Source organism: Trinickia diaoshuihuensis, assembly GCF_003390925.1.
Taxonomy (GTDB): domain Bacteria; phylum Pseudomonadota; class Gammaproteobacteria; order Burkholderiales; family Burkholderiaceae; genus Trinickia; species Trinickia diaoshuihuensis.
The window spans coordinates 1-26,958 of the sequence record NZ_QUBS01000090.1; the positions used below are offsets into that span (position 1 = coordinate 1).

The 26,958-nt window shown below is 61.9% G+C and carries 25 protein-coding genes; 14 read left to right on the plus strand and 11 right to left on the minus strand.

Going from position 1 to position 26,958, the window contains the following annotated elements; all coding sequences use genetic code 11:
- Nucleotides 1-162 precede the first annotated feature (162 nt).
- A complete protein-coding gene (locus DXT59_RS28320) occupies nucleotides 163-960 on the plus strand; it encodes a glycine betaine ABC transporter substrate-binding protein (RefSeq protein ID WP_116141599.1) in 798 nt (265 codons plus the stop codon).
- On the opposite strand, the gene DXT59_RS28325 is transcribed toward DXT59_RS28320, so the two are convergent.
- Nucleotides 957-1,820, minus strand: coding sequence for an NAD(P)-dependent oxidoreductase (locus tag DXT59_RS28325; RefSeq protein ID WP_116141601.1), 864 nt, complete (start codon nucleotides 1,818-1,820; stop codon nucleotides 957-959). The genes DXT59_RS28320 and DXT59_RS28325 overlap by 4 nt on opposite strands.
- Nucleotides 1,821-1,915: 95 nt before the next feature.
- Here DXT59_RS28325 and DXT59_RS28330 point away from each other — a divergent pair, with 95 nt between their 5' ends.
- Both DXT59_RS28330 and DXT59_RS28335 read left to right on the plus strand, forming a co-directional pair.
- A complete protein-coding gene (locus tag DXT59_RS28330) occupies nucleotides 1,916-2,515 on the plus strand; it encodes a TetR/AcrR family transcriptional regulator (protein ID WP_240324720.1) in 600 nt (199 codons plus the stop codon).
- 108 nt (nucleotides 2,516-2,623) lie between these two features.
- Nucleotides 2,624-3,238 carry a LysE family translocator gene (locus DXT59_RS28335; protein ID WP_420823441.1) on the plus strand — a complete coding sequence of 205 codons (615 nt, stop codon included), beginning with the start codon at nucleotides 2,624-2,626 and terminating at the stop codon, nucleotides 3,236-3,238.
- A gap of 57 nt (nucleotides 3,239-3,295) precedes the next feature.
- Here the strand turns inward: DXT59_RS28335 and DXT59_RS28340 are convergent, their stop codons facing one another.
- The gene (locus DXT59_RS28340; protein WP_116141605.1) at nucleotides 3,296-4,444 is read right to left on the minus strand and encodes an AraC family transcriptional regulator; all 1,149 of its coding nucleotides are present in this window, start codon (nucleotides 4,442-4,444) and stop codon (nucleotides 3,296-3,298) included.
- A 188-nt stretch (nucleotides 4,445-4,632) separates the two neighbouring features.
- Between DXT59_RS28340 and DXT59_RS28345 the strand changes: the two genes are divergently transcribed.
- Complete coding sequence (locus DXT59_RS28345; RefSeq protein WP_116141607.1) at nucleotides 4,633-6,273, plus strand: AMP-binding protein; 1,641 nt, start codon at nucleotides 4,633-4,635, stop codon at nucleotides 6,271-6,273.
- A 194-nt stretch (nucleotides 6,274-6,467) separates the two neighbouring features.
- Nucleotides 6,468-7,031 (plus strand): outer membrane lipoprotein, encoded by a 564-nt coding sequence (locus DXT59_RS28350; protein ID WP_116141608.1) that lies wholly within the window; start codon nucleotides 6,468-6,470, stop codon nucleotides 7,029-7,031.
- Nucleotides 7,032-7,099: 68 nt separating this feature from the next.
- On the opposite strand, the gene DXT59_RS28355 is transcribed toward DXT59_RS28350, so the two are convergent.
- From DXT59_RS28355 to DXT59_RS28365, 3 genes are all read right to left on the minus strand, one after another.
- Entirely contained in the window at nucleotides 7,100-8,299 is a 1,200-nt protein-coding gene (locus DXT59_RS28355; protein ID WP_116141609.1) for a porin, read from the minus strand.
- A 131-nt stretch (nucleotides 8,300-8,430) separates the two neighbouring features.
- Nucleotides 8,431-9,753: an MFS transporter gene (locus DXT59_RS28360; RefSeq protein WP_116142216.1), complete on the minus strand. Its 1,323-nt coding sequence runs from the start codon at nucleotides 9,751-9,753 to the stop codon at nucleotides 8,431-8,433.
- Between the two features lie 93 nt (nucleotides 9,754-9,846).
- Entirely contained in the window at nucleotides 9,847-10,428 is a 582-nt protein-coding gene (locus DXT59_RS28365; RefSeq protein ID WP_116141610.1) for a gluconokinase, read from the minus strand.
- Nucleotides 10,429-10,579: 151 nt separating this feature from the next.
- Between DXT59_RS28365 and gntR the strand changes: the two genes are divergently transcribed.
- Nucleotides 10,580-11,608, plus strand: coding sequence for an HTH-type transcriptional regulator GntR (gene gntR, locus DXT59_RS28370; RefSeq protein WP_116141611.1), 1,029 nt, complete (start codon nucleotides 10,580-10,582; stop codon nucleotides 11,606-11,608).
- A 26-nt stretch (nucleotides 11,609-11,634) separates the two neighbouring features.
- Here gntR and DXT59_RS28375 read toward each other — a convergent pair whose 3' ends face one another.
- Both DXT59_RS28375 and DXT59_RS28380 read right to left on the minus strand, forming a co-directional pair.
- A complete protein-coding gene (locus tag DXT59_RS28375) occupies nucleotides 11,635-11,970 on the minus strand; it encodes a DnaJ family domain-containing protein (RefSeq protein WP_116141612.1) in 336 nt (111 codons plus the stop codon).
- 226 nt (nucleotides 11,971-12,196) lie between these two features.
- A complete protein-coding gene (locus DXT59_RS28380) occupies nucleotides 12,197-12,511 on the minus strand; it encodes a hypothetical protein (RefSeq protein ID WP_240324721.1) in 315 nt (104 codons plus the stop codon).
- Between the two features lie 309 nt (nucleotides 12,512-12,820).
- On the opposite strand from DXT59_RS28380, the gene DXT59_RS28385 reads away from it, so the two are divergent.
- The gene (locus DXT59_RS28385; protein WP_162878286.1) at nucleotides 12,821-14,875 is read left to right on the plus strand and encodes an EAL domain-containing protein; all 2,055 of its coding nucleotides are present in this window, start codon (nucleotides 12,821-12,823) and stop codon (nucleotides 14,873-14,875) included.
- Between the two features lie 104 nt (nucleotides 14,876-14,979).
- Nucleotides 14,980-16,464, plus strand: a complete 1,485-nt coding sequence (locus tag DXT59_RS28390; RefSeq protein ID WP_116141614.1) for an aminotransferase class V-fold PLP-dependent enzyme — start codon at nucleotides 14,980-14,982, stop codon at nucleotides 16,462-16,464.
- Between the two features lie 34 nt (nucleotides 16,465-16,498).
- On the opposite strand, the gene DXT59_RS28395 is transcribed toward DXT59_RS28390, so the two are convergent.
- Both DXT59_RS28395 and DXT59_RS28400 read right to left on the minus strand, forming a co-directional pair.
- On the minus strand, nucleotides 16,499-17,293 hold the full coding sequence (locus DXT59_RS28395) for a helix-turn-helix domain-containing protein (protein WP_116141615.1): 795 nt from the start codon (nucleotides 17,291-17,293) through the stop codon (nucleotides 16,499-16,501).
- Nucleotides 17,294-17,491: 198 nt separating this feature from the next.
- Nucleotides 17,492-18,724: a hypothetical protein gene (locus tag DXT59_RS28400; protein WP_162878287.1), complete on the minus strand. Its 1,233-nt coding sequence runs from the start codon at nucleotides 18,722-18,724 to the stop codon at nucleotides 17,492-17,494.
- A gap of 223 nt (nucleotides 18,725-18,947) precedes the next feature.
- Here DXT59_RS28400 and DXT59_RS28405 point away from each other — a divergent pair, with 223 nt between their 5' ends.
- The 4 genes from DXT59_RS28405 to DXT59_RS28420 are packed head-to-tail and all read left to right on the plus strand — an operon-like array spanning nucleotide 18,948 to nucleotide 22,648.
- Nucleotides 18,948-20,090 (plus strand): sensor histidine kinase, encoded by a 1,143-nt coding sequence (locus tag DXT59_RS28405; protein WP_116141617.1) that lies wholly within the window; start codon nucleotides 18,948-18,950, stop codon nucleotides 20,088-20,090.
- Nucleotides 20,087-20,500 (plus strand): response regulator, encoded by a 414-nt coding sequence (locus tag DXT59_RS28410; protein WP_116141618.1) that lies wholly within the window; start codon nucleotides 20,087-20,089, stop codon nucleotides 20,498-20,500. The genes DXT59_RS28405 and DXT59_RS28410 overlap by 4 nt, the downstream gene beginning before the upstream one ends.
- A gap of 38 nt (nucleotides 20,501-20,538) precedes the next feature.
- On the plus strand, nucleotides 20,539-22,017 hold the full coding sequence (locus DXT59_RS28415; protein ID WP_116142219.1) for a hybrid sensor histidine kinase/response regulator: 1,479 nt from the start codon (nucleotides 20,539-20,541) through the stop codon (nucleotides 22,015-22,017).
- Complete coding sequence (locus DXT59_RS28420) at nucleotides 22,007-22,648, plus strand: response regulator (protein ID WP_116141619.1); 642 nt, start codon at nucleotides 22,007-22,009, stop codon at nucleotides 22,646-22,648. Before DXT59_RS28415 ends, DXT59_RS28420 begins: the two co-directional genes overlap by 11 nt.
- Before the next feature lie 10 nt (nucleotides 22,649-22,658).
- Here the strand turns inward: DXT59_RS28420 and DXT59_RS28425 are convergent, their stop codons facing one another.
- Both DXT59_RS28425 and DXT59_RS28430 read right to left on the minus strand, forming a co-directional pair.
- A complete protein-coding gene (locus tag DXT59_RS28425; RefSeq protein WP_116142221.1) occupies nucleotides 22,659-23,645 on the minus strand; it encodes an aldo/keto reductase in 987 nt (328 codons plus the stop codon).
- A 14-nt stretch (nucleotides 23,646-23,659) separates the two neighbouring features.
- The gene (locus DXT59_RS28430) at nucleotides 23,660-24,433 is read right to left on the minus strand and encodes an SDR family NAD(P)-dependent oxidoreductase (RefSeq protein WP_116141620.1); all 774 of its coding nucleotides are present in this window, start codon (nucleotides 24,431-24,433) and stop codon (nucleotides 23,660-23,662) included.
- Nucleotides 24,434-24,564: 131 nt separating this feature from the next.
- Between DXT59_RS28430 and DXT59_RS28435 the strand changes: the two genes are divergently transcribed.
- Both DXT59_RS28435 and DXT59_RS28440 read left to right on the plus strand, forming a co-directional pair.
- Nucleotides 24,565-25,494, plus strand: a complete 930-nt coding sequence (locus DXT59_RS28435; protein ID WP_116141621.1) for a LysR family transcriptional regulator — start codon at nucleotides 24,565-24,567, stop codon at nucleotides 25,492-25,494.
- Nucleotides 25,495-25,673: 179 nt separating this feature from the next.
- Complete coding sequence (locus DXT59_RS28440; RefSeq protein WP_116141622.1) at nucleotides 25,674-26,918, plus strand: metal-dependent hydrolase family protein; 1,245 nt, start codon at nucleotides 25,674-25,676, stop codon at nucleotides 26,916-26,918.
- Nucleotides 26,919-26,958: the final 40 nt, after the last annotated feature.

The following is a 26,958-nucleotide window of genomic DNA, read 5'->3' on the forward strand; positions in this document are numbered from 1 at the left end:
TTCGACAATCAGATTCTCAGCTGAAACCTCCACCGCCTTCAACTTCCCGCCTCAACTCCCCCGTACACCACATTCGACTTTAGCTCCTGTTTCCCTTAGAGGAGCCGCTGCAAGATAGGCGCGTTCTATTCCTCTTCCGCCCTTCTTGCCGGTACTCGCGCCATGCCCGCCATCGCCCCCGTCGTCAAACTCGCCACGATCGACCTATCCTTTCATCACGCCGCGGCCGGCATCGTGCGTGCGGTCCTCGCGCGCCACGGCGTCGCCGTTCAAGAGATTCGCCGCCCGCATGAGGCCGCCTTCGAGCTATTGGCAAGCGGCGAAGCCGACATGCTCTGCTCGGCATGGCTGCCCGGCAGTCACAGCGTGTATTTCGATCCGATCGCAGACCAATTCGATCAGCTTTGCGTGCTCTATACGCCCTATGCGCTGTGGGGTGTTCCCGATTACGTGCCGGCCGATGCCGTCACGTGCGTCGCGGATCTTAGGCAGCCCGACGTTGCCGCCCGCATGACCAAACTGATTCAGGGTATCGGTCCCGGCGCCGGGATCTCACGCTTTTCGCGAGAGATTTTCGCGGCGTACGACCTCGGGCAATACGGTTACCGATTCGAGAACGGGACGCTCGAACAATGCGTCGCGGCATTTGAAGATGCCGTGCGCGAACGCCGTTGGTGCGTCGTGCCCTTGTGGCAGCCGCAATATCTACATGCGCAACACGCGATTCGCGAACTGCGCGAGCCGCGCGGTCTGCTGCGCGGCACCGACGCCGCCACGCTCGTGCTGCGCCAATCGACAACCGAGACATTGCCGGCGGCAGCGCTCGCCGCCCTGCGCGCGCTCGCTCCCGGCAACGGCGCGATCACGCGGCTCGACCATTCGATATCGCACGAGGGACTCGCCCCTGAACAAGCGGGCGAACGCTACCTCGAGGCGCGCGACGGCGAACGCTTGTCTTAACGCGGTGCGGACTCGGCCGCGCCAATAGTCATCTTGGCCATGACCGACCAATCCCGATCCCCCCATCCCGCTTCGACCGCTTCGGCCATTCGCCCATGTACCGCCGCGAGCATCGGCAAGGCGCGGCCCGCCTCGACGGCGGCTTCCGATGCGAGCCGCAGATCCTTCAGCCCCAGTACCGCCTTGAACCCGGGCTCATAATTTCCGCTCGCGATGTTCGCCGAATAAACTTGATACGACCGGCTGCCGAACAACGTACCGAGGATCAGATCGAAGAAGCGATCGCGGCCGAGTCCATTCGCTTCGGTCAGCACCACGGCCTCGGCCATCGCTTCGATCGCCATCGTGATCATCATGTTGCACGCGATCTTCGCGGCGTAGGCGGCCGGTGCCCGAGTGCCCATGTCCCAGATTCGGCCGCCGACGACTTCAAGGAGCGGGCGAACCTTTTCGACGGCTGCCGGGTCGCCGCCCGCGAGGACGTTCAGTTCTCCCCTCGCCGCAACGTCGGGCCGCCCGAGTACCGGCGCGGCAACGAAGCCGATACCTGCCTTCTCGTGCGCCGACACGAGTTCGTGCGCGAACGCGACCGAAATCGTGGACGCCACGACATGAACCACGCCCGGCCGGACTGCGCCCAAGAGGCCGGGCGCGAGTATGACCGAGCGAATCGCCGCGTCGTCGGAGAGCATCGTGATCACCGCATCGCTTTCGAACGCCGCGGCCGGCGTATCGACCATCGCGACACCTTCAACCGCGCCGCCCGAGCGGTTCCAAGCCTTGACCCGGTGACCGGCGGCGGCCAGGTTGCGCGCCATTGCCTTACCCATCGATCCCAGACCGATAAAGCCGACTTCCATTTCGCTTCCCCTTTCTCTCGTTGCGTTAGCCCGGCTTGAATTAAATTAGTGATCACTATATATTTCGCGGAACGACGCCGCAAGGGTTTTTTATAGTGACTACTACATTAGAGAGCATCCCGAAACCGGGGCGCGGACGCCCGCGCAGTTTCGATCCCGAGACCGCGCTGGCGGTCGGTCAACGCCTGTTCCATGCGGCCGGTTACGACGCCGTCGGGCTCAGCGTGCTGACGGCCGAGCTTGGCATCACGCCGCCGAGTTTCTATGCGGCGTTCGGCAGTAAAGCGGCATTCTTCGAGCGTGTGCTGGAGCGCTACGCGGCGACCGAGTCGGCGCTGACGGGCATCCTGCTGCCCGGGAGGCCGCCCGTGGAAGCGCTCTCGGACTTGCTCGAACGCGCTGCGCGAACCTATGCGCACGATCCCCAGCGCACGGGCTGCCTCGTGCTCGAAGCGGCGCGCGGGCCTTCGGAGAGCGAAAGCGCGGCGCTCGCCCGCGCGGTGGCGCAAAGGCGCCGCGCGCAAGTTCGCTCATTCGTCGCGAAGTCGCATCCTCGCCGCGCCGAGGCAGTCACTGACTACGTATCGGCAGTGCTGTCGGGTTTGTCGGGCTGCGCCCGGGAAGGAATGCCGCAGGCGCGGCTCCTGAAAGTGGCCAAGACGGCCGCAGCGGGCCTGCGTGCTTTGCTCGAGTAGCCGCAGCCGGATCCGTACCGCTAATTAACCATCTAACTGTACCGGTACCGTTACGTTCAGTGCACGTAGACTGTCTCGACTATTCATGAGTTGGACCTACGAGCGATGCTGACCACTTTGCCCTTTGCCGCCCTTTCCGCCGCGATGTCCTTCGCCTTGGTGATGTCGATTACCCCCGGCCCCAACAACACGATGTTGCTCGCCTCGGGCGTCAATTTCGGCCTTCGGCGCACGATGCCCCATATGCTTGGGATTACCTGCGGGTGCGTGGTCATGCTGATCGCGATCGCATTGGGACTCGGCCAAGTCTTTACCCGATTTCCCAGTTTGTATTCCGTCATGGAGGCGCTCAGCGCGGCTTATTTGCTTTATCTCGCATGGAAGATCGCAAGATCCGGCGGGGTGGCGATCAGCGCCGATAACGAACGGCCCTTCACCTTCCTCCAAGCGGCGGCGTTTCAATGGGTCAATCCGAAGGCATGGATGATGGCGGTCACCGGCGCGACCGCCTTCCGGCTCAACGACAACTTGCTGCTGAACGCCGTTTTCTTGGCCGTGGCGTTCGCGATCGTGAATTTGCCGAGCATTACGGTATGGGCGGCGTTCGGTCTCGGCGTCCGACGATTCCTTTCAGGCCCGGCAATGCTGCGCGCGTTCAATTGGACGATGGCGGCATTGTTGATCGCATCGATCGTGCCGATGGTCGGTCATGCATCGCCATGACAAGGCCCTTCCCGCGGCCCCGTGTCCCGTCGCGGCGCACGCTGGCACATCGCATCGTCAGACGGCGCCGGCCCCATTCGCGAGCGCGAGGGGCCCGTTGCGCCGTACCTCGCTCGGCGTCGTTCCGGTCCATCGTTTGAATGCGTGCCGAAATCCGACCGCATCGCTGAATCCGAGCGTCTGCGCAATGTCCTCAATGCCGAGCGAAGTCGTCGTCAAGTAGTCGATGGCCAGCGCCTTTCGCACGCTCGTGAAGAGCTCGCTATACGAGGTGCCCTCGGCCTCGAGCTTGCGACGCAGCGTGCGCGAGGTCATGCACAGGCATTCGGCGATCTCGTCGATATCGGGAAACTTGCCTGGCGTGCGCGTCAACTCTTGATAAACACGCCGCGTAATGCCGGCCTGCCAGCGCAACTGTTCGAGCTGTTGCGCGCACTGCTTCGAGACCTGCGCCGCCGTGATGGGGTTGGCGAGCCGCGGCGAGCGCGACAACCACGACGCGGGATAGCTCAATAGATTGTGCGGCTGCTCGAAGGCCAGCGGGCACTCCAACGCTTCGGCCAGCGCGGCGGCATGCGGCGGCTGCGCGCGCATGAAACTCGCTCTAGCGGGCACGCACCAACCGCCCATGATGTCCTTGGTCAGCGTCACGTGCACCGTGAATTGCAGATCGATCAAGAAATCGTAGAGCGGCACATCGAGGCCGGGCAAAGGAATCTCCACCCGCTCGGGGAATATCCATATCAATGCGTCGTCCCGCTCCACCCAACGGATATCGAGCATCGGATTGGCCAATTGATGATATTTGACCGCGGTATCGAACGCGCGCCGCAATGTTTCCGAGCACAGCAACGCATACCCGTACATCCCGTACCCGGTGACATGTATTCGGCGGCCCACGCGTACGCCGAGATCGGGATGGGCATAAAGCCGCACCGCGTTGCGCGCGGCCTCGAGAAACTGCATCGACGAAGTCAATGTAAAAGGATCGGCGACCGACTCGGGCGTCAGTCCCGTGCCGCGCAGCAAAGCATGCGCGTCCAACCCCAGCTCGACGCCTACCTCGACGAGCGCGGCCAGTTTGGAAGGCGAGAAACGCGGTTCACGAAACGCAATGCCCTGGGTATGCCGGGATAGCCGCTCGCGGCGCGGCGCGTCCGATGCTTCATGCGTGGCGACAGTGGCAGTCGCGAGGGCATGTTCCATGTCCGAAGAAATGCGTATTTTGACCGGCCGCATTGTGCGCCTTTAGACGCGGACGAGCCATAGGGCGCAATCCTGACGACGGCTCGGGTGTCCGTTCCGATCATCGTTTTGGCCACATCGATCATTTGCATTGGGCCCCGGGCGAGCGATAGTCGTCGCGCGATGTAGATAAACGATAAGGAGCGACATTGAGCAGGAGACACTGGACCCGATCGTACGGGTCGATTCCCTTTGAGATCGATGCGGATCGTCATCCGTCCATGAACGCGCTCTTAGGCAACGCCATGCGGCAATTTGCCGCCAAGCCCGCGTTCCATGCATTCGGCACGACCTTGACCTACGAAGACGTCGATCGATTGTCGTATGCCTTCGCCGCGTTCTTGCAACAAACCGCCGGGGTAAAAGCGGGCGATCGCGTAGCCGTCATGCTGCCGAACCTATTGGCGTTTCCGATCGCCACGATTGCAATTTGGAGGATCGGCGGTATCGTCGTCAACGTGAACCCGCTCTATACGGCGCGCGAACTCGAGCATCAACTCAATGACGCCGGAGTGGAATCGATCGTCGTTTGCACCGCGTCGGCCGCCAAGACGCTCGCGGCCGTCATCGACACTACGCAAGTAAAGACGGTCGTGACCGTTAGCCAAGGCGATTGCGGCGGAATCGGGCCGATACCGAGCGACCAGGACCGCGCAATCCTACGCGACGCAGTGAGCCTTTCGACGGCGATCGCGCGTGGCGAGTCGTTTCAATGCGACCCCGTGTACGTGAGCAGCAACGACTTGTTGCTGTTGCAATACACGGGCGGCACGACCGGTGTCTCTAAAGGCGCGGCGTTATCGCATCGCAATGTACTCGCCAATATCGAGCAATTCAAAGCATTCATGAGCGGCGCGCTCGACCCGGGATCCGAGGTGGTCGTGACCGCGATCCCGCTGTATCACATCTTTGCGTTGGCGGTGAATTTCCTCACCTACTTCTCGATCGGCGCGGAAAACTGGCTCGTGGCAAACCCGCGCAACGCCGAGCAACTCTTCGACGTACTGGAAGCCGCGCGCCCGACCGTCCTCACGGGCGTCAACACGTTGTATGCCGCGCTCACCTCGCATCCGCGCATGAGCACGACGGACTGGTCGCGCCTGAAGCTATCGGCAGGCGGCGGCGCGGCGGTAATGAACGTCGTATCGGAGCGCTGGCGCGCGGCCACCGGCAAGTTCATCCGCGAGGGATACGGTTTATCGGAGACCTCGCCGGTCATTTCGTTCAATCCTCAGTTCATTGCCGAATTCACGGCGACGACGGGGATGCCCGTGCCCTCCACGGATGTGAAACTGCTCGACGACGCCGGCAACGAAGTGGGTATCGGCGAATGCGGCGAGGTGTGCGTGAAAGGCCCGCAGGTAACGGGGGGGTACTGGAACGCGCCGGAAGCGAACGCCACGGCGTTCACGCCGGACGGCTATTTCCGAACCGGCGATATCGGTGTATTCGATGGACGCGGGTTCCTCAAGATCGTCGATCGGAAGAAAGACATGATCATCGTCTCGGGCTTCAACGTCTATCCGAACGAAGTGGAAGCGGTCGCCGCCGAGTTCGCCGGTGTAGCCGAGTGCGCATGCATCGGCGTTCCCGATTCCAAGACGGGCGAAGCCGTCGAACTCTTCGTCGTGAAACGCGCGCAGGCCGACGTGAGTGAAGCGGCGTTGATCGAACACTGCCGGCGCGTGTTGGCCGCCTATAAGACTCCGAAGACGATACGTTTTGTCGACGCGCTGCCGAAATCGACAGTCGGCAAGATCCTCAGACGCGAGTTGCAGTGTATGAAATGACTTGAAATCGCAGTGGTTGCATCCGCCGTGCGCCTCAAATAATGAGTTGCTCATGGGTCAGCCAACGCCGTCGCAACAGACTTTACACTCTGTTACCGCGCCGGCGCGTACAGTCGATTGGGCTTTCCCTATACTCCGGTCCGCAACTGATTCGTTTGCGCCTTGCAAGCGCTCAATCGATACCGAGAAACTCAATGAAACGGCCCACGCTGATCCAGTCCGCTTTGCTCGTCGCTCTTTTCGCGGCCTCCGCGCTTTCGTTGACAGGATGCGTTGCGCCGGGGCCGTACGGCATGTACGGTGCGCAGCCGCAGTATGCGCAACCCGCTTACGCTCAGCCGAGCTATGCCGAACCGAGCTACGCGCAACCCGCCTATACGCCGCCACCCCAGCCTGCCTATGTCCAGCCCGGCAATTACGGCGTGCAATACGGCACGGTAGCGGCGATTCGTCCGATCGGCGGAGCAACGAGCCCCTCGGGCGTGGCCGGCTCGCTCGTGGGCGCGTTGGTGGGCGGAGTACTCGGCAATCAAATCGGCCGGGGACATGGACGCGATGCCGCCACGGTGCTCGGCGTTCTCGGCGGTGCGGTGGCCGGCAACCAGCTCGGGCAACAGATGGGGCAGCCTTCGGGCTATCGCGTCGACATTCAGTTGAGCGACGGCACGATGCGCTCGTTCGATATGCAGACGCCCGGCGACCTGCGGCCGGGTGAGCGTGTGCGCATCGACGGCAATCAAATTTCGCGCGACCAGTAAAGCATAAAGCCGCCCGATGTTCGCGCGACGCCTAATAAGCGTCGCGCGAAACAGCACGTCGCGGCGGATCAGAACCGATGCACGATCCCCACGCCGACGCCGATCTGATTACGCGTGGAAGACGGATTGCCGCTGAAGCCATCGCCGATCGTCGCGGTTGCATCGACGATCGCGCCCTTGTTCATCGTCTGCCCGCTCGCATGCTGATACGCCTGCGCCGCATACAGGCCCGTGCGTTTGGACAACGAGTAGTACTGGGTTAGGGTGAACTGTTGATACTGGGCACCCTTCGTCACGCCGTTAGCCTTCGTCGCACGCGTGTACGCATAGCCCGCGCCGAAGTCCCAAGCCGCAGCCGGCTTGAAGTGAAGCACAGCGCCCACCGTATTGAAAATCGCCGTATCGCGGAACGTCGAGTTCACGCCCGGAACGTATTGCACGTTCGAGTACGATGCGCTCACATCCCATGCGGACGAGAATTTATACCCCGCCGTGATTGCCACGCGCTGCTGGGCCTGCGCCGTCACGTATCCGTTGTTGATGGCCGATACCGCCGTTTGCGCCCCACCGTTCGACGTCGTCGAGTCCGCGCCCCACGCGCCGCCGCCGGACGTCGAATTGTTGATGCGTTGAAATGCCGCCGCGATGCCGAAGGCGCCCTGCTGATATTGCACGCCCGCGCTCCAGGTCGAGCCCGCGTTCACGCTGCCGGGCTCGCCGCCGAATGAGTAGGAACCGCCGAACGTGAACCCATGCAGCGAGGGCGACATATAGACGAGCGAATTGTTCGCGCGATAGAGCGTATCGAGCGAATCGATGTCGCCGGGGTGCGCGCCGAAGTAGCCCGTGAGCCAAGTCGTGGGACTATAAGGCGCGAGCAGCGTGTAATAGGCCGTATATTGCCGGCCCGCCGTGAGCGTGCCGTACGTGTCGTTCGTGATGCCCACCCACGCCTGCCGCGTGAAGAGGCCGTTCGTGTATTGCGAGGCGCCGTTCGCCGCCGAGAAACCCGATTCGAGCGTGAAGATCGCCTTCGACCCGCCGCCGAGATTCTCCGATCCTTTAAGCCCGAACCGATCGCCGAGCCATACGCCCGTCGACATCTTCACGAGCGAATGGCCCGCTGCCGGCGACCCGAGCGTCGTCCCGTTGTTCTGATAAGCCAGCCCGTTATCGACCACCCCATACAGCGTCACGCTACCCTGCGCGCAGGCGAGTTGGGACGCCAATGCGGCGAAGGCCGCCGTGGCTATCGTTGTCTTTTTCATCGTATCTCCTTAATTATTAGGACGACTAATTAATTTATCGTGTTCGCCGATACCGCTCGCGGTTTGGCGAGCGGCAGGCGATTGCGGGGAAGAAATGACGCCGGGTGGGGAGCACCCGCCCGGCGGGAACGTCAGGCCAGCGAGGGTTTGCCGCGGCTCACGGGCTCGTCGGGTTCGGCGATCGGCTCGATGCGGCCCATCACGAACACGAACGAGACGATACCCACCACGAGGATGACGCCCGCGATCAGGAACGCGTTGGTGAACGAGTTCGTGGCGCCGACGATGAACCCCGTCACGACCGGCGCCGCCACGCCCATCAAGTTGTTCGCGAAGTTCATGATGCCGCCGATCGTCCCTACCCCGCCCTTGGGCGCAATCAGCGAAGGCAGCGACCAGCCCACGGGTGCCGCGGCGGCGAGGCCGCCGAGCGCAACCGAGATCCAGACGATGGCCCACGTGGGGTTCGTGGTCAGCGTGGCCCCGAACACCGCGAGGCCCAGCACCATCCCGCATACGAGCACGGCCTTGCGCACGCGCGTCTCGTCACGGCCGCGCGCGATCAGATGATCGATGAGCCAGCCGCCGACGACGAGATCCGAGACCGTCGCCACCGCCCAGGGAATGGCCGCGAAGCCGGCGGATTTGAGGATGCTCATATGCATCGTCTGAACGAGATAGCCGGGCAGCCAGGTCAGGAACAGATAGAACGAGTACCCATAGGCGGCGAAGCCGATCGTGAGTCCCCACACCTTCGATTTCTTCAAGAGATAGCCAAGCATCGAAAACACGCTTGCGCTCGGCGCGCCTTCGGGCGTTGCGCCGCCTTCGACGATATAGCGCCGCTCGGCCGGGGACAGTTTCGAATCCTGGCTCGGGTCGCGGTAGATCACGAAGAACGCAACGAAATAGGCGAAGCTCATGAACGCGGTCACCGCGAAGCCCCAGCGCCAGCCCAAGCTCACCACCACGACCGCGACGAGCGGCACGCCGATTACGTTCGAGAACTTCGCCGCGGCGTCGAATATCGCCGTGGCCAGCGCGCGTTCCTTACGCGGGAACCAGTAGCCCGTCGCTTTGGCGCTGACCGGAAAGCCCGGCGCCTCCGCGATCCCGAGCATCGCGCGCGCGGCGAAGATGCCGGCGAAACCGCTCGAGAGCGCCGTCACGGCCGATGCGATGGCCCACAGGAAAGAGCCCCAACGGCCGAGGCGCGTCACGCCGAGGCGATCGAGGACGATGCCCGCCGGTACTTGCAACAACGCGTAGGGCCAGAAAAATGCGCTGAACAGCAAGCCCATTTCGGCCGGTGAGAGATTGAACGCCGCTTTTAATTGCGGCGCCGCGACGGACAAGTTGATGCGGTCGAAATAGTTGATGAGCACACCCACGCCCAACAACACGCCCATCACCCAGCGCCGCTTTGCGACTTTCTGCGTAGTCGTCGATGCCATCATCGTCTCCTCGAATTTTGTCGGATTGGCTTCATGAAACTGTGGAGCGCGGCTCGCCCGGCGAGTACGGCCTCGATACGCCCCGCTATTGACCTAGCGCTGCATCGCAGCATTATTGAAGATAGCGCTATCTTTGGAAATCGAACGATGTCCGCTGCGCAAGACGGTACGGCGATGCCAGTCGAGCGCTTGATCGACGATCGTATCGAGCGGCTGCAATGCATCGACGGTAAGCGTGAGCGCTTCGTCGACGGGCGCCTCGAGATCGGCGAACTGACTTGCCACGAGGGAATTCGGCATGAAGTGGTTAGGGCGCGCCCCGACCCGTTTGGCCGCTTCCTCGGGAGGCAGATTCAGAAAGACAAAGCCGGCCGACGCGCTGCCGAGCCGCAAGCGCTCACGGTAGCGACGCTTGAGCGCCGAGCAAGCGAGCACGACGCGTTCGCCCCGCTCGCACGCGTGTCTCAGCTCCGCTGCGAGGCGATCCAGCCAATTCCAACGGTCGGCGTCGACGAGGCCGATTCCGCGCCGCATCTTCTCGACGTTGGCGGCCGGATGAAAGGCGTCGCCTTCGACGAAGCGCGCGCCGAGACGCGCCGCCACGGCGTGTGCGACGCTCGATTTGCCGCATCCCGCGACGCCCATGACGACGATAGCCGATACAGTCTGGTCCATCGATTTCGGTTTCCTTGTCTTGAGATAGCGCTATCTCGTATGACCTAAAGAAAGGCGGCCTGAGCTCGCCTCTCGCTCTGATTCGTCACCCGCTCGCATACAATAACGAACGTTTGTGCGACGATTGAGACAGCGCTATCCTAAACGAATCATGACGCCCCCGACACCCAGGAAAACCCGTGGCACCGGCCGCCCCACCCTCGAGGAAGTGGCGCGCCTAGCTGGCGTGAGCACGATCACGGCCTCGCGCGCGCTGCGCGGCCTCAGCTCTGTCGGTGCGGAGTATGCCGATCGGGTGCAGGAGGCGGCGCGGGAATTGAACTACGTGGCGAACGCCGCGGCGCGCGCGCTGGCAAGGGCGCAGAGCGACACCGTGGCCGTGCTCGTGCCGTCGCTGACGAACAATGTGTTCACCGACGTCGTCGAGGCAATTCATACCGTGCTACGGCCGCATGGTATTGAAATCTTGATCGGCAACTCGCACTACCTGCGCGACGAGGAAGAAGCGCTGGTGCGTCATTACCTTGCGTCGCCGCCCATGGGGATGATCGTGACCGGGTTCGACCGCAGCGAGGCCGCCCGGCGCCTGATCGATGCTAGCGGGGTGCCGTGCGTTTATATGATGGAGCTCACTCGCGCCGATAACGTCTATTGCGTGGGCTTTTCTCAAGAGGATGCGGGTGAGGCGGTGGCGCGTCATCTCGTTGCGCGCGGGTGCCGCCGCAATGCGTTCGTTGCGGCTCAGTTGGACCCGCGGATGTTGCAGCGGGGCGAGGGTTTTCGCCGCGCATTGCAGCGCGCGGGATTGCATGATCCCGAACTGGAGATACTGACGCCGGCGCCTTCGTCGATCGGGCTTGGGTGCGAGCTTTTGCGGCAACTCACCGCGCGGCGCCCCGATGTGGAGGGGATCTTCTTTGGTAACGACGACCTCGCGCAGGGTGCGCTCTTCGAGGCACGCCGGATGAACATTCGTGTGCCGGAAGACGTCGCCATCGTCGGCTTCAACGATTTGGCCGGGTCAGCGGACTGCGTGCCGAGGCTCACCACCGTGCGTACGCCGCGCGCGCAGATGGGACGCACGGCCGCCGAGCTTTTACTGTCGATTATGCGAGGCGAGACGGTCAGTGCGCCGATGATCGATCTCGGGTTCGAACTCGTGGTGCGGGAGAGTGCTTGAGTGTGAGCATGTCGATGCGGTTTCCCTCAAATCCGCCCGCTTCCTCGCATCGCTTCCAGGCGCACCGAGGTCTTGACTCGCAGGTCGGCGAGGCGGGCTCTCTTCTCCTCGTATTGAGGGTGGGCGGGTGACATCGCGTTCAGTTCTTCCATCAGGGTAGCGATCTCCCTCAACATTTCGACTTCCGGCGGAACGAATCCCGCATCCTTCAAGATCTTGAACGGCATGCGGAATTCATCGGGCGTCTCGCTAAATCCTCGATCCTCTACCTGGGGCTTCGCCCAACTTTTTGCGCCTTCAAGCTCCCCACTTTTTCGACTTTCCTCCAGTGCGCGTGCGATCTGTTCATCAAGAGTAGCCATGAGAGTGATGCTCCATGTTCACATTCAGGTCATCGCCAAATTCGAATACGTCCGCAGCTCGAATCGATAGCCCGCCTATCATTCGATGAGCGTAATCTTTCGCATTCTTCACAATTTAAAAATATCAACAGAAATGCAATAATTACGGAAAATTTCGATCAATTCTCATATCGATGCGAATTTTTATTTATTCAGCGAAGAACAATAGCACAAGGATGCTGCGTTATCACCGCCGCCCCTTCATCCCCATTTCAAACAGACCAATCAGTATCGAATGCGTGCAGGACGCCCCTATCACTCCCCATGCGGGCACCATGATGGCAAACCAGCGCTGCTCTTCACTGCGCAAGGTCTGCGCCGTAAGCCTCGGGTAGCGCCGCCGGATAACGAGAGCACGGTACGCCGCGCGGATCCAGTAATAAACGTCGATGAAGAGATCGTCGAGCGACGATGCCAAGATGATGACGCACGCGACGACGACAAGAAAATTAAACGCGCTGAAGTACGCTGCCTGCACAGACACGATCCCCGTATAAAGCATATTTTTGAACGACCCTCGGGGGCTCTTGTTGTGTGATCGAGCCGTATTTATGTGCACCAATTTATCGTTCAGGACACCGAATTAAATTGATCGCCATCAACCGCGCCTAGAGGTTCGTGTTTCGCGCAACACCCGTTTTTCATGCAAACGTTGTCGTGTATCGGTTCCGGTCGCGCAAGGAAAGAAGCGCTCCCCGTCCTTGACCCAGGTCAAGGCTCGCGCAGATGGCCTTCGTCACACTAACTCCACATGTGAGGTCGCGCGGTGATGCATCGCGATCGGTCGAAAAATAGTATCGTTGGGGACCCGGTGAACGAACGACATCAGCAGGAAAGCGCCGAACCGCTCGAGTCAAACGGCCAGCACGGACCATCGTCACCGGCCGGGGACTCCTCCCCTTACGGCCCCGCCGCTTGCAAGGTTCTTCATACGATTCAAGAAACGCTGCGGCAAGCCATTCCCGCGGCCATCGACCTTTTTTACGTTCGACTCAGCCGCCTCGAATTGCCGAAGCAACTGCTCGGGACGCTATCGGACGACGAGCACGCGCATTTGCGCGCGGCACAAAAGGCCAACCTACAGTTGATCGCCAATCCCGAGCTCACCGAAGAGGCCCATCGCGCCTCGGCCATGAAGATCGGGCGCGTGCACGCGATCGTCGGACTAGACAGGCAATATTTGGCGCGTAGCCGCGGCGTTCTGCTGGGGTCGCTGGCCGATTGCATCGACGTGTCCGCATACGGCGAATGTCTATCGATATTGTCGCGCCGGCTCAATCGCGATTTGGCTTGGCAATTGGAAGCCTATGAATCGCTGCAAGAGGCCCGCCAGCAAGCCGTGCTCGCCATCACCGAACTCGCATGGTCGGCCGGCAGCTATTCGGACCTGATCGCGCAAGTCGTTCGTATCCTCGCCTCGCTGGACGAAGTCACGGCATGCGCGATCGGCCGCCCCGATCATCAAGGCGTATTGCGTTTCGAAGCGGTGTCGGACGCGCGCATGCAAGGCTACCTGGAGGCCATGGAGGAATCCGATTGCTCCATTTCGATCCACGCCGACGACCCGACCGGGCAAGGCCCGGCGGGAAACGCATGGCGCAGCGGAAAACCGGAGCGCGTCGTCAACTTCCAGACGGATCGGCGTGTGGCCGCGTGGAGCGAGATGGCCCGCAACGCGGGCTTTCGTTCGAGTGTCGCGATTCCGATTCGCGCCCCCGGCCACTTGCCGCTCGCGGTGTTGTCGCTGTACAGCGCATTGCCCGGCGGCTACAGCGGTACCAGTCAACGCGTCTTCGTCGATTTGCTGCAGACATTGCTCGGGTTCGCCCTCGCGCACATACAAGCGACCGAGGGCGAGGCAAACACGATTCCCTTCGGCGTGCGCCAGCGTTGGGTGACGCTGCTTCGCTCCGATGCGCTCCAAATGCACTATCAGCCCATCGTCGATCTAGCTTCGGGGGAGGTCAAGAAGGTCGAAGTTTTGGCTCGACTCTACGATGGCGAGCAGTTGCTCGCACCCGGCGACTTTCTGAGCGTGCTCTCGACGGAGGATTTCTTCGCTCTCTATGTCCGCGCGCTCAAGCGGGCGCTAGAGCAGCGCAACGTCTGGCTCGAGGCGGGTTTCGATTTGGGCATGTCCATTAATTTGCCGTCGATGGCGCTTCACGACAGCCGCTACGTCGAGGCGACCCAAGAAGCGATGACGGCGCTCGGCTGTCCCGCGGGACGGCTCATCCTGGAGGTGCTCGAAACCGAGCGCGTCCCGCAAAGCCTCGAATGCCATGACGAATTCGGCAAGTTCAAGGCAATCGGCGTCCTCCTGGCCGAAGACGATCTCGGATCGGGACACAGCAGCCTGGCTCGCCTGCACGAATTTCCGTTCGACCTCGTCAAAATCGATCGGTCTATCGTGGGCGAGATCAAACGCGACGCATCCGATCCGTTGCGCTTTGTCTACCAGTTGACGCGTCTCGGGCACTCGCTGCGGATGTCCGTTGTCGCCGAAGGGATCGAGGATCCCGCGCTCTTGCCCGCGCTGCGCGTGCTCGGTGTCGACGCGGCGCAGGGCTATGCGATTGCGCGTCCGCTACCGGCAAACGAATTCTTCGCCTGGCTGCGCGAGCGCACAGGCGAACCGCCCCACGGGAACGAAACGAACCGTTTCGTCCAACTCGCGCAGTTCATGCTATGGGAAGAAAAACTCTCGCTCGTGATCGACGATGCGTATAGCCGGGAGCGGCTTCGCGACGGCCTATTCGCCACGCCATTGCAACGTCGGCTGGTTCAGGTCGCACTCGAATATGGCATGCGCAGCCCCCAATACCGAGCCCTGCGCGATCAGATGCAGACCGGCGCTCCGGCGTAGTAGAAAAATCTTCTATCGATATTCGAATTCTCGATAGATTTTGGAGCCCTTTTCCAGCACGATCGCTATATCATGCCCTCTCATCGATTGGCAAGAGAATCAGCATGAGCGCGAACGATACGTTGCATTATCTCGACTACGCGGCCACGACGCCGGCGGATCCGCGCGTGATCGAAGCGATGTCCGCATGCCTCGGCGTCGACGGCGTATTCGGCAATCCCGCATCGACCTCACACGTGGCCGGAACGCTGGCGCGCAAAAAGGTCGAACAAGCGCGAGCCCAGGTGGCGGCCCTCATCGGTGCGGACGCGGACGAAATCATCTGGACCTCGGGCGCCACCGAATCGAACAATCTCGCGCTCAAAGGTTACGCCGACGCGGCAACCGATCGACGCCACTTGATCACGAGCCGGCTCGAGCACAAAGCCGTTCTCGATACGATGGCAAGCCTTGCTCGGCGAGGTTTTGCGGTCACCTATCTATCGCCGTCGCCGGACGGCGAAATCACGGCCGACGCCGTCGCCGCCGCGCTGCGCCCGGATACGGGGCTCGTATCGCTGATGCTCGTCAACAATGAACTCGGCACGCTGACCGACATCGCGCCGATCGCTCGAATCGTGCATGCCGCGGGCGCGCTGTTGCATGTCGATGCGGCCCAAGCGCTCGGCAAAACGCCCATCGACGTGCGTGCGCTCGGCATCGACCTGTTGTCGATGTCCGCGCATAAGGTCTATGGGCCGAAAGGTATCGGCGCGCTTTATATCCGGCGCGACATCACTTCCCGCATCGCCGCTCAAATGCACGGCGGAGGACACGAGCGCGGGTTGCGCTCGGGTACGCTCGCGACGCATCAGATCGTCGGCATGGGCACCGCGTGCGACGTGGCGGCATCGAAACTCGAGGCCGAGGCCGCGAGGATCGCGGCCCTTAGCACGCGATTGCGAACGTCGGTTCTGGCGCTAGGGAACATATCGGAGAACGCCGGCCCGGCGCGACGTATCCCTCATACGTTGAGTCTGACCGTGGATGTGCCGGGCTTCTATCCGGCCATGCTGGGCGATGCGCTCGCCGTGTCTTCCACGTCGGCCTGCAACTCGAGCGCCGGCACGCCGTCGCATGTTCTAACGGCCATCGGCCTCGACGCGGATGCGGCGGGCCGAACCGTGCGCGTGAGCCTCGGCCGATTTACGACGGAGCGCGACATCGACTTCGCGGTGTCATGTTTCCGTCGCGCGATCGAGCAATGCCGCGCGACCGCATCGAGCGGATTTGCCGCCTCACGGCAAATCGCGCCGGCCGATCTGAAGGCCATCCGTCATGCGGGCTTTCGCTCCGTAATCTGCAATCGCCCCGACGGCGAGAGTCCCGACCAGCCGGCTTTCGAAGAAATCGCGGCGGCCGCCCGCGAATGGGGCATCGAGGCGCGCTATCTACCGATCGAGCCCGGCAGCATCGACGATGCACAGGTCGATGCCTTCGGCGCGTTGGTCGACGCATTGCCCAAGCCCATCCTCGCCTATTGCCGAAGCGGAAGCCGAGCCGGCATGCTTTGGAGCCGTCTTACGACCCGAAGCACGGCCGGAACGTAGTTTCGGCGAGCGCAGCGGTACAGCGCCGAGCGGGTTAGTGCGGAATATAGTGGCCGCTTACTTGCTCGAGTCCAGCCATGTCGATGATCGACACTTGCTTCCCGGCGCACTTGACGAGCCCGAGCGAAGACAGCTTGGACAAGCTTCTGCTTACCGTTTCGAGCGTCAGGCCCAAGTGGCAACCGATCTCGTCGCGCGTCATGCGCAGATTGAAATCATGCGACGAGTACCCGCGCTGCGCATAGCGTTTCGAAATGTTGAGCAGGAAGGAGACCAAGCGTTCGATCGCGGTCATCCGCCCCATCAACATCAGCAGGGCCGATTCGCGCACGAGTTCTCGGCTCATCAGCTTATGCAAGTGGCTGCGTAAGCTCAGATCATGCTCGCTCATTTCGATGAGTGCGCTGAACGGCAGCGAGCAAACGATTCCGTCTTCGAGCGCGATAGCGTCGAAGGCGTGCACGCCCGTCCCGATGCCGTCCATCCCAATGAACTCACCCGCGATCGGAAAGCCGATGATCTGCTCGCGGCCGTCGTTGTCGATCGCGACCGTCTTGAACGAGCCGACTTTCGCGACGTAGAGATTGCGGAACGGCTCGCCCGCACGGAAGATCGCGTCGCCATGCTTGATTTTTCGCATATTGCCGAAGACGCCGTTGTGCGCGCCCGCCTTCTTGGTATCGAAGCCCTCGGGCATGCAAAATTTGCGGGAACTGCAATGCTCGCAGTCGTTGCGATCGGCCGCGAGCGCCATCTTCGGCGCGGCTTGAGACGCCTGCGCGTGCCACTTGATCGGCGCTTCGATTTCCGCGAATGTCGTGTTGTACATGTCCGTGCTCCTAAGCGACGTAGGTCGATATGTCGGCGGATAGCCTTTGAGACCTCGCCTGCCACCGTTAGGACGAATTGTCGTGCACGGGCCGCGCCGCGGCTATCGGCGTTCCATGTCGCATTTCGTAGGGGATCCCCTACAGAGCAATGCCGTGCGGGTAGCGTTAGCGGCTCGGCCGGGCCGGCGGCTGCCGCCTCAGAAGCCGTCGCGTTCGGGCCGGGCCTGCTCCACGCGCCGGATGTAGCGATCGAAAACGTCGGCCACGCGATTGCAGGCGAAGCGCCCGATCGAGGTGACACTCAACTGCTTCTCCCCAAGCTCGATCGCCCCCTCGAGCCGCAGCGGCTCGAGTTCCGTCAATTCCCGGCGAAACGCCGCGCGAAAGTCGATCCCATAGCATTGCTCGATCGCCTCGATGTCCACCGAGAAATTCGTCAAGAGGCCCGTCATGATCGATCGGCGCGCCAGGTCGTCGGCCGTCGCCAGAAAGCCTCGCTCGATAGGCAGCTTCTCGGCTTGCAGCATCGCCGCATACGTTTTCGGATCGCGGCAGTTTTGATACTGCATCGGACCGACATTGCCGATCGCGCCCTGGCCGATTGCAATGGCCGTATGCGATACGGCCGTGCCATAGCCGTAGGGTCCCGGCGCCAGCGTCGCCAAGCGTTTTGCATCGGCGAACACATCCGAATGCAAGGCGAAAGCGTCATGGGCGATGTACCCGTACCCGGTGGAGATCAGCGTCGCATAGGCGTCCCGCCAAGCCCGCCCGACGAGCATCGCGTCTTGCGCTCTGGTGCCCGCCCTTGCGGGCGCCTCGTCGCTGCCTAGGCGAGCAAAGAAAATTCGATTGGGCCGATAAGCGGAAAGCATCCTCGCCCACTCCCGCACGGTGCGTATCGGCACGGCCGGGACCGCGATGGGCAAGTCGATGGCGATAGACCGAAATCCCTCTTCGCGCGCTTGATTGAAAAATCGCTCGATCACCGCCGTATTCGGCGTGCGTGTGGCGGCGATGCTCGCGCGCAAGGTCGTGACGCCCAGGGCGCGCAGGGTGGAAAGCAGCGCCGGACCGCTCGAATCCATCGCCACGTGCGCCGTGAATCCGGCGTTACCCTGAACGTCGTACGAGTCGGTCATCGTGGCGTGCAGGCGCCGCAAAGCGGACACGGGAAGGCTCGTTACGCCGACGGACCAATACACGTGCGCCAAGCCGGCGCGCGTACCGTGCTTTCGCGCAAAGAGCGCCATTTCTTGCCGCAACAGATTCGCGCGGACGTCGTCGCCCGCGGACGTATCGCGCGACGAACCCTCCCCCCTATGGCGAACGGGCGGGGTTAAGACGACCAACGTCGAGGGGCGAAACCAATACGGTTGGCGGCTAGCCTTGATCCACGACTCGACATAGGACGCACCAAGGGCCTGCACAAACCATTCTGGCCCGGGATAACAAAAGTGCATGGCGTGCATGACGCGCGGCCGGATCGTAGTGACTCTGGAATGGATATCTTCCACTGAGCGGACGCGTACAGATATGACCTGGGTCAATCACCGTCCTCGACCGGCAAAAGCTTTCGGACTGTTAAAATCGAGGTCAGTGCGGTCGGTCGCGTACCGTACGGCACGCCGGATTCTCACTGATTCGCCACAGATGAAAAACCATATCCTCGAAGGCCAAACGCTCGACTGGCTGCTGAGTTCGGCAGCCGACGCGATGATCATCGTCGATCGAGACGGTCGAATCGCTTTCGTCAATCCGCCGGCGGAGCGTCTTTTCGGCTATTCGAGTCAGCAATTGGTCGGGCAGGCACTCGAGATCCTGATGCCTGAGCGGTTCCGGTCCGCGCACGTCGCGGTACGCGTGGATTTCTTCTCGCAACTAAGGGCGCGTCCCATGGGTGTCGGGATGGAGCTGCGCGCTCAACGCAGCGACGGTAGCGAAATACCGGTCGAAGTCAGCCTATCGCCCTTGGAAACCGATCGCGGCCTGAACCTCGTGATGGCGACCATCCACGACGTCTCCGTGCGCAAAAAGGCGGAGCAAGCGCTGCTCGACAGCGAAGCCCGCATGCGTACGCTGATGCAAGAAATCAGTGCCGCCAATGAGGAATTGACCAACTTCGCTTATGTCGTGTCACACGATCTGAAGGCGCCGCTGCGCGGTATCGCCTCGTTGGCCGATTGGCTGTCGCAAGACTACGCCGACAAATTCGACGAGGAAGGCAAAGAGCACATGCGGCTTTTGATCCGCCGCGTGCATCGCATGAGTGCGCTCATCGACGGCATACTCGAGTATTCTAGAGCGGGCCGGATCAAGGAAACGGCGACGCTCGTCGATTTGAACGCCTTGCTGCGCGAGGCGATCGACCTATTGGCGCCTCCGCCGCATATCGAGATCGAGGTCGCGGGACCGTTGCCCACGCTCTTCGCGGACAAAACGCGGATTCAACAAGTCTTTCAGAACCTGCTGTCGAACGCCATCAAATATATGGACAAGCCGGCCGGACGTATTCGCATTGAATGCACCCGGCACGACGACACGCTGCGTTTTTCCATCGCCGACAACGGCCCCGGAATCGAGCGGCGGCACTTCGAGAGAATATTTCAACTCTTTCAAACGCTGACGCCTCGCGATCAGTTCGAAAGCACGGGAGTGGGCTTGGCCCTGGTCAAGAAGATCGTGGAAATGTACGGCGGCCAGGTCTGGCTGGAATCCGAGGTGGGTACAGGCAGTACATTCTTTTTTACGTTACCGCGGCAAATGCTTGCCCCATCGACGGAGAACAAAGCATGAGGATACCGAACAAGCCCATTCTGGTCGTCGAGGACGACGATGTCGACGTCATGACGATACGACGCGCGCTCAAGGAGATTCACGTCTCGAATCCGATCGAACGTCAGGAAAACGGCGAAAAAGCGATCGCGTACTTGCGCGACCCGAAAAACGCGACGCCGTGCATCATCTTGCTGGATTTGAATATGCCCGTCATGAGCGGCATCGAATTTCTCGAGGTGATCAAGAGCGACGAATACTTGAAGCGAATCCCGGTCGTGGTCCTGACGACATCGAGGGAACAAGAGGATAAAGTCGACAGCTTCAACTTCAGCGTAGCGGGGTATATGGCCAAGCCGGTCGACTACCGGCAATTCGTCGACGTCATGCGCTCCATCGACATCTATTGGTCGCTGAGCGAGTTGCCTTGACGGCAGCGCGCCGCCTATACGCCGACAGCGGGGACGACATGGCTGCACCACGCGAAATCCGCATTTTGCTCGTCGAGGACGATCTCGTCGATCGAATCGCGTGCAAGCGGGCGCTCGCGGCCGATGGCGAGCGCCAGTACGTATTCATCGAAGCCGATACGGGCGAGCAAGGGCTGCTGCTCGCGACCGAGCATCGACCCGATTGCATTTTGCTCGACTATCACCTTCCCGATCAAACCGGTCTCGAGTTTCTCGAAGCGCTTGCACAAGCCGATGGAGAAATCGCCATTCCGGTCATGGTGTTGACGGGCGGGAACAGCGCGGCCTTGGCCGTGGAACTGATGCGCCGCGGCGCCCGCGACTATCTGACGAAGGATGCCGACCGGCAGTATCTCGGGCAGATTTCGGCGGCGATCGAGCGGATGCTCGGCGCGCAGCGGCTGCTCGAAGCGAAGCGCGCGGCGGAAGCGCGATTTCGCACGCTCGTCGAACAGATACAAGCCATCACTTATATCTGGTCGGCCGCGCAGAACCGGCTCGAGTACGTCAGCCCGCAAGTCGCCATGCTCGGATTTACGGCCGACGAATGGCTATTCGGTCCGTCCTTTCACGAGGCTCACGTTCACCCCGACGATCGCGAGCGCGTCCGCGAGGCAGTCGCGGCGAGCCGCGCGGCCGGCGAGCCGCTCAGCATCGAATATCGCATGACGGCCAAGGAGGGCAAGATCTTTTGGTTTCGCGACGAAGCGCAGATCATCCATGACGGCTCGCCGCGCCCGCCGATCCAAGGCATTTTGCTCGACATCACGCACAGCAAACTTGCCGAACAAACGTTGCAGCGGTCGCAGGCCGAATTGCGCTCGCTTGCCGCTCACCAAGAGCGAATCAAAGAGAACGAGCGCAAACGTATCGCCCAAGAGATCCATGATGAACTCGGAAGTCTGCTGACTGGCATCAAAGCGTATGTATCCGTATCGGTCGAGCGTACCGTTCGCGCGGGAGGGGCCGCCGATCCGCTACTCGTGGATGCGACGCGCTTGGCCGACGACGCCATCGCCGCCGTGCGTCGCGTAATTACGGATCTGAGGCCCAGCGTTTTAGATCAGCTAGGCGTTTGGGAAGCGATGAAGTGGTACGCCAATCAAATCCAGGCGCGATCCGATCTGATCTGCGACTGTTCGATCGATGCCGCGCTATCGGCGCTCTCGATCGACGCCGAACTAAGCACGATGCTGTTTCGGGTCGTGCAGGAAGCGCTCACGAATACCGTACGCCACGCCGGCGCTTCGCACGTCAGCATCCGCGCGCAAGCGCGGGTGGGCGAGATCGTCGTCGAGGTGCAGGACAACGGCAAAGGTATTGCGCGGAAAGATCCGGTAAGCGGCCAATCGTGGGGCATCTTCGGGATGCATGAACGCGCGCGGCATTTCGGCGGCAGCTTGACCATTTCCGGTCGTCCCGGGAACGGCACGACCGTCGAACTACGGATTCCGATCGAGGATAGCCATGGCCATTGAAACGATCAAGGTATTGCTGGTCGATGACCACGCCATCGTTCGCAACGGCGTGCGTCTCATGTTGAGTTCGGCGGCCGATATCGAGGTTGCGGCGGAAGCCGCATCCGCCGCCGAGGCGACGCAGGCCGTTGAAACGCAGCGATTCGACGTTGCATTGGTGGATATCGCGCTGCCCGGCAAGAATGGATTGGACTTGTTGAAAAGTATGCAAGCCAGTCATCCCGAGCTTCCCGTGCTGATTCTTAGCACGTATGCCGAAGATATCTATGCCATGCGAGCGCTAAAGCTGGGCGCCGCGGGCTATCTGACGAAAGACAGCTCGGCGGCGACCCTGATCGAAGCCGTGCGCAAGGCATCGAAAGGCGGTAAGTACGTCAGCCCGTCGCTTGCGGAGCGCTTCGCAAGCGTAATGAGCGGCAAACCCGCCTCCTCACACGAGGTGCTCTCCGATCGCGAGTTGGAGGTCTTGAAACTACTCGCGCGCGGAGAAAGCCTCGTCAATATCGGTGAACAACTGCACCTGAGCCCGAAGACGGTCACCACTTATCGGTCGCGCATTCTCGACAAAATGGGCCTCGGGAGCAATGCCGAACTCACCCGCTATGCGCTCGAAAATGGTCTTTTGAGCTAAAGCCGCCATGTCACCAGAAGTGATGAACGAACGGCGCGATCTTGTCCGTATAGAGCGCGCGTAGGGCGTTCATCGTCGCATCCGTCAGCGGCGGCAGGCCGCTCGCCGCATTGTTCGCCAGCGCCTGCTCCCGATTCTTCGCCCCCGGAATGACCGTGCTCACCGCATCGTTCATCAAAATCCATCGCAGGGCGAACTGGGCCATCGTCATCCCCGCCGGCACCAAGGGGCGGATCTGCTCGACGGCTTGCAGCGCCACGCCGTAAGGGACGCCGGCGAACGTCTCGCCCTTGTCGAATGCTTGGCCTTCGCGGTTGAAGAGCCGATGGTCGTCGGCGGCGAAGGTCGTATCGGCTTTCATCTTGCCCGTGAGCAGACCGGAGGCAAGCGGCACGCGCACGATGACGGCGATCTCTCTCGCTCGGGCCTCGCGCATGAACAGCTCGGCCGGCCGCTGCCTAAAGATGTTGTAGATGATCTGAACCGACTTGACGCCCGGATATTCGATCGCCTTCAACCCCTCCTCGACCTTCTCCACCGAGACGCCGTAGTTTCGAATCTTGCCCGCCGCCACCATGCGGTCCATCGCGTCGAAGACTTCCGGCCGATAGTAGACCTCGGTCGGCGGACAATGCAATTGCACGAGATCGAGGCAATCGGTGTCGAGGTTGACCAAGGACCGCTCGACGAACGCATTGAGGTTCGCCGCGTTGTAGCCCTGCGCCACATGCGGATCGAGTCGCCGGCCCGCCTTCGTTGCAACGAACGGCCGCTCACCGCCTCGCTCCTTGAGCACGGCCGCGATGATTCGCTCGGAGCGTCCGTCGCCGTACACGTCGGCCGTATCGATAAAGTTCGTGCCGCTGTCGAGCGCGGCATGCAGCGCGGCTTTCGCATCGCTCTCCGATACGTCGCCCCACGATCCTCCGATCGCCCACGCGCCGAAGCCGATTTCGGAGACCTGCTTTCCTGTTTGCCCAAATAGCCGCTGATTCATTTTCGTTTCCTCTTTCATGGCATCAGTTGTCCGCCGTTGATTTCGATTATTTGTCCCGTGACGTAGCCGGATAGCGCGGGAGACGCGAGGAAAAGAAACGCGCCGACGCATTCCTCGGGCGCCCCCGCCCTGCCCATCGGCACAGAGGCCGTCTGCACCGCCATGACGTCGGGGGGAGTGTATCGATCGTGGAACGGCGTTTGGATCAGTCCTGGCGCGACGGCATTCACGCGGATGCCGTCCTGCACGAATTCTTTTGCTTGTCCGCGCGTCACGCTGCTGACGAAGCTTTTCGTCGCCGCGTACAAGACGGCACCCGCGCCTCCGCCGGTGCGGGCGGCGACCGACGACGTATTGATCACATAACCGCGCGACGCCTTGAGGAACGGATAGGCGGCCGCGGTTGCCTCCCAAACGGAACGCGCATTCAGATTGACGACGCGATCGAAATGCGCCTCCGGCATCTCGGTCGACTTCATGCGTCCCAGCATGCCGCCCGCGTTATTGATAAGGCCGTCCAAGCCGCCGAGCAAATCGACCGCCGCCGCCACGACGCGCGCCGCGCCGCCGGGCTCGCTCAAATCGCCCCGCACGAGTTCGATGCGCTCCGGGGCTTGTGCACGCAGCGCTTGGGCGGCCGCCTCGCTCTCGTTGTAGTGCGCCACGACGCGTGCGCCCTGCGCGGCAAACGCCCGAACGAGCGCGGCGCCGATTCCCGTCGATCCGCCCGTCACGAGCACTCTCGTGCCGTCGACATCGCCAATACGAATGTGCTCGAAGCTCGGCATGGATCCTCCTTGAAAAAGGCGAAGCGCTAATCGCCCGGCGTGCCTCGCGCGACATTCACCTGGGCCGGGAGGGAAATCATTGCATGACTTAAAATGAATGGCATTCACTGGGCGATTGAACAGCATTCACCATGGCGAAAACCGACCGAATCGATTTCGCGGATCTCCGATCGTTCCTCACGATCGTGAGATGCGGCAGCTTCAAACTGGCGGCCATCGAAATGGGCCAAACGCCGTCTGCGATCAGTCATGCCATGCGGCGGCTCGAAGCGCGCCTTGGGGCAAAATTACTGAATCGAACGAGCAGAGCGGTGTCCGCGACGGCGGCCGGACGCGATCTCGCCGCGCGATTGGAAGACGGATTCAATCAGATCGGCTCCGCGCTCGAAACGTTCGACGCGCCGGGAACCGCTCGCCTCGGGGAAATCCGGCTCAACGTATTCGCCGATGCGGCCGACCTGCTCATCGCACCCGCCCTGCCCGAATTCGTGCGCCAGTGTCCCGAGGTGCGGCTCACTGTGGTCGTCGAAAACAGGCCCATCGATATCGTCGCCGAAGGTTACGACGCCGGCATTCGCTACGGCCATTACGTTCCGGAAGACATGGTCGCGGTTCCCTTGAGCGGCCCGCAACGATGGGTGATGGCGGCGGCACCCGCCTATCTCGAGCGATACGGCGCGCCTCGCGAGCCCGATGAGTTGGCCCGGCATACGTGCCTTCAGCTTTTGCTCGGCGATAACTCGAGCTACCGCTGGGAAATCAACGACGCCGGTGAAAAACGCCGCATCCGCGTGCCGGGGTTGCTGACGATCAACGACACGGCAACGACGATCGCCGCCTGCAAGGCCGGCTTGGGCATCGCCTACCTGCTCGAAGCAAGGATCGCGGAAGAATTGAAGCGAGGCGAATTGCGGATCGTGCTTGAAAAGAACGCTTTCGTCGACGATCCGCTGCACATGTACTACAGCAGCCGCCGCTACAACCATCCCGCGCTGGTCACGCTCATCAACATCATTCGGGCACAACACTCGCTGCCCAAGCTCACCAAGAAGAGAACCTAGGTGGATCGCAGCCGCATCGATGAGGCTGCCATTACCACCGCGCATGACATCGACTCATTTATCATACGTGGCGCGCAACCGAATTCGCGCGCCGCTCGACGTCGCGAAACCGCCGGCAACCGCGGACCAATGCACCGTCCTTGGCACCTTGTCCCTTATCAACCGACTCAGATTTTGCAATGACCATTACCTTGCTTGAAGGCGGGAATGTCCTCGATCTCGATCGTGGTGCGCTGCTCGAACATCATCATGTCGTTATCGAGGGCGAGCGAATCGTGGAGGTCACCGATCGCCCGGTCGATCTTCCGAATGCGCGAACGATCGACGTGCGCGGCAAAACCGTCATGCCGGGATTGATCGACTGCCATGTGCACGTGCTGGCGTCGAATGCGAACCTAGGCGCGAACGCCTCGCAGCCGAACATCTTGGCGGTCATTCGCGCTTTGCCGATTCTCGACGCCATGCTTGCGCGAGGCTTCACCAGCGTGCGCGACGCGGGCGGGGCCGACTGGAGTCTCATGCATGCCGTCGAGACCGGCCTCACCCCCGGGCCGCGGATTTTCCCGTCCGGCAAAGCGCTCTCGCAGACGGGCGGGCACGGCGACTTCCGTCCGCGCGGCGATGTCCTCGAACCGTGCTCGTGCTGCTTCCGTACCGGGGCGATTGCGCGGGTGGCGGACGGGGTCGATGCCGTACGCCTTGCCGTGCGCGAGGAGATCCAGAAAGGGGCCACGCAAATCAAGATCATGGCGTCGGGCGGCGTAGCCTCGCCGACCGATCCTATCGCGAATACGCAATACTCGGAGGATGAGATTCGTGCCATCGTCGACGAAGCGCACGCGGCCAATACCTATGTCATGGCACATGCGTACACGGGCCGTGCGATCGCGCGAGCCGTCCGCTGCGGCGTGCGTACGATCGAGCACGGCAATCTCGTCGACGAAGAGACGGCTCGCCTCATGCGCGAACACGGCGCGTTCGTCGTACCGACGCTCGTCACCTATGACGCACTCGCGCAGCACGGTGCGCAATTCGGCATGCTGCCCGACTCGATCGCGAAGGTCGCGTCCGTGCAGCGGGCCGGTCGCGAATCGTTGGAGATTTACGCGAAGGCGGGAGTCAAGATGGGGTTCGGCTCGGACTTGCTCGGCGACATGCACGCGTTTCAATGCGGCGAATTCAACATTCGCGCGGAAATACTCGGCAATTTGGAAACGCTGCGCTCGGCGACGACGGTCGCAGCCGAGATCGTCAACATGCAAGGACAGTTGGGCGTGGTCGCAACCGGCGCCATCGCCGACCTGCTCGTGCTCGACGGCAATCCGCTCGAGGATATCGGCATAGTTGCAAATAACGGCGAACACGTGCGTTACGTGCTGCAACGAGGGAAGGTCGTCAAGACGCGCAACGCGGCTTCGCACTGAACGTACTGGGCCGTCTGGCTATGAGCTACGTCGGCGGCAG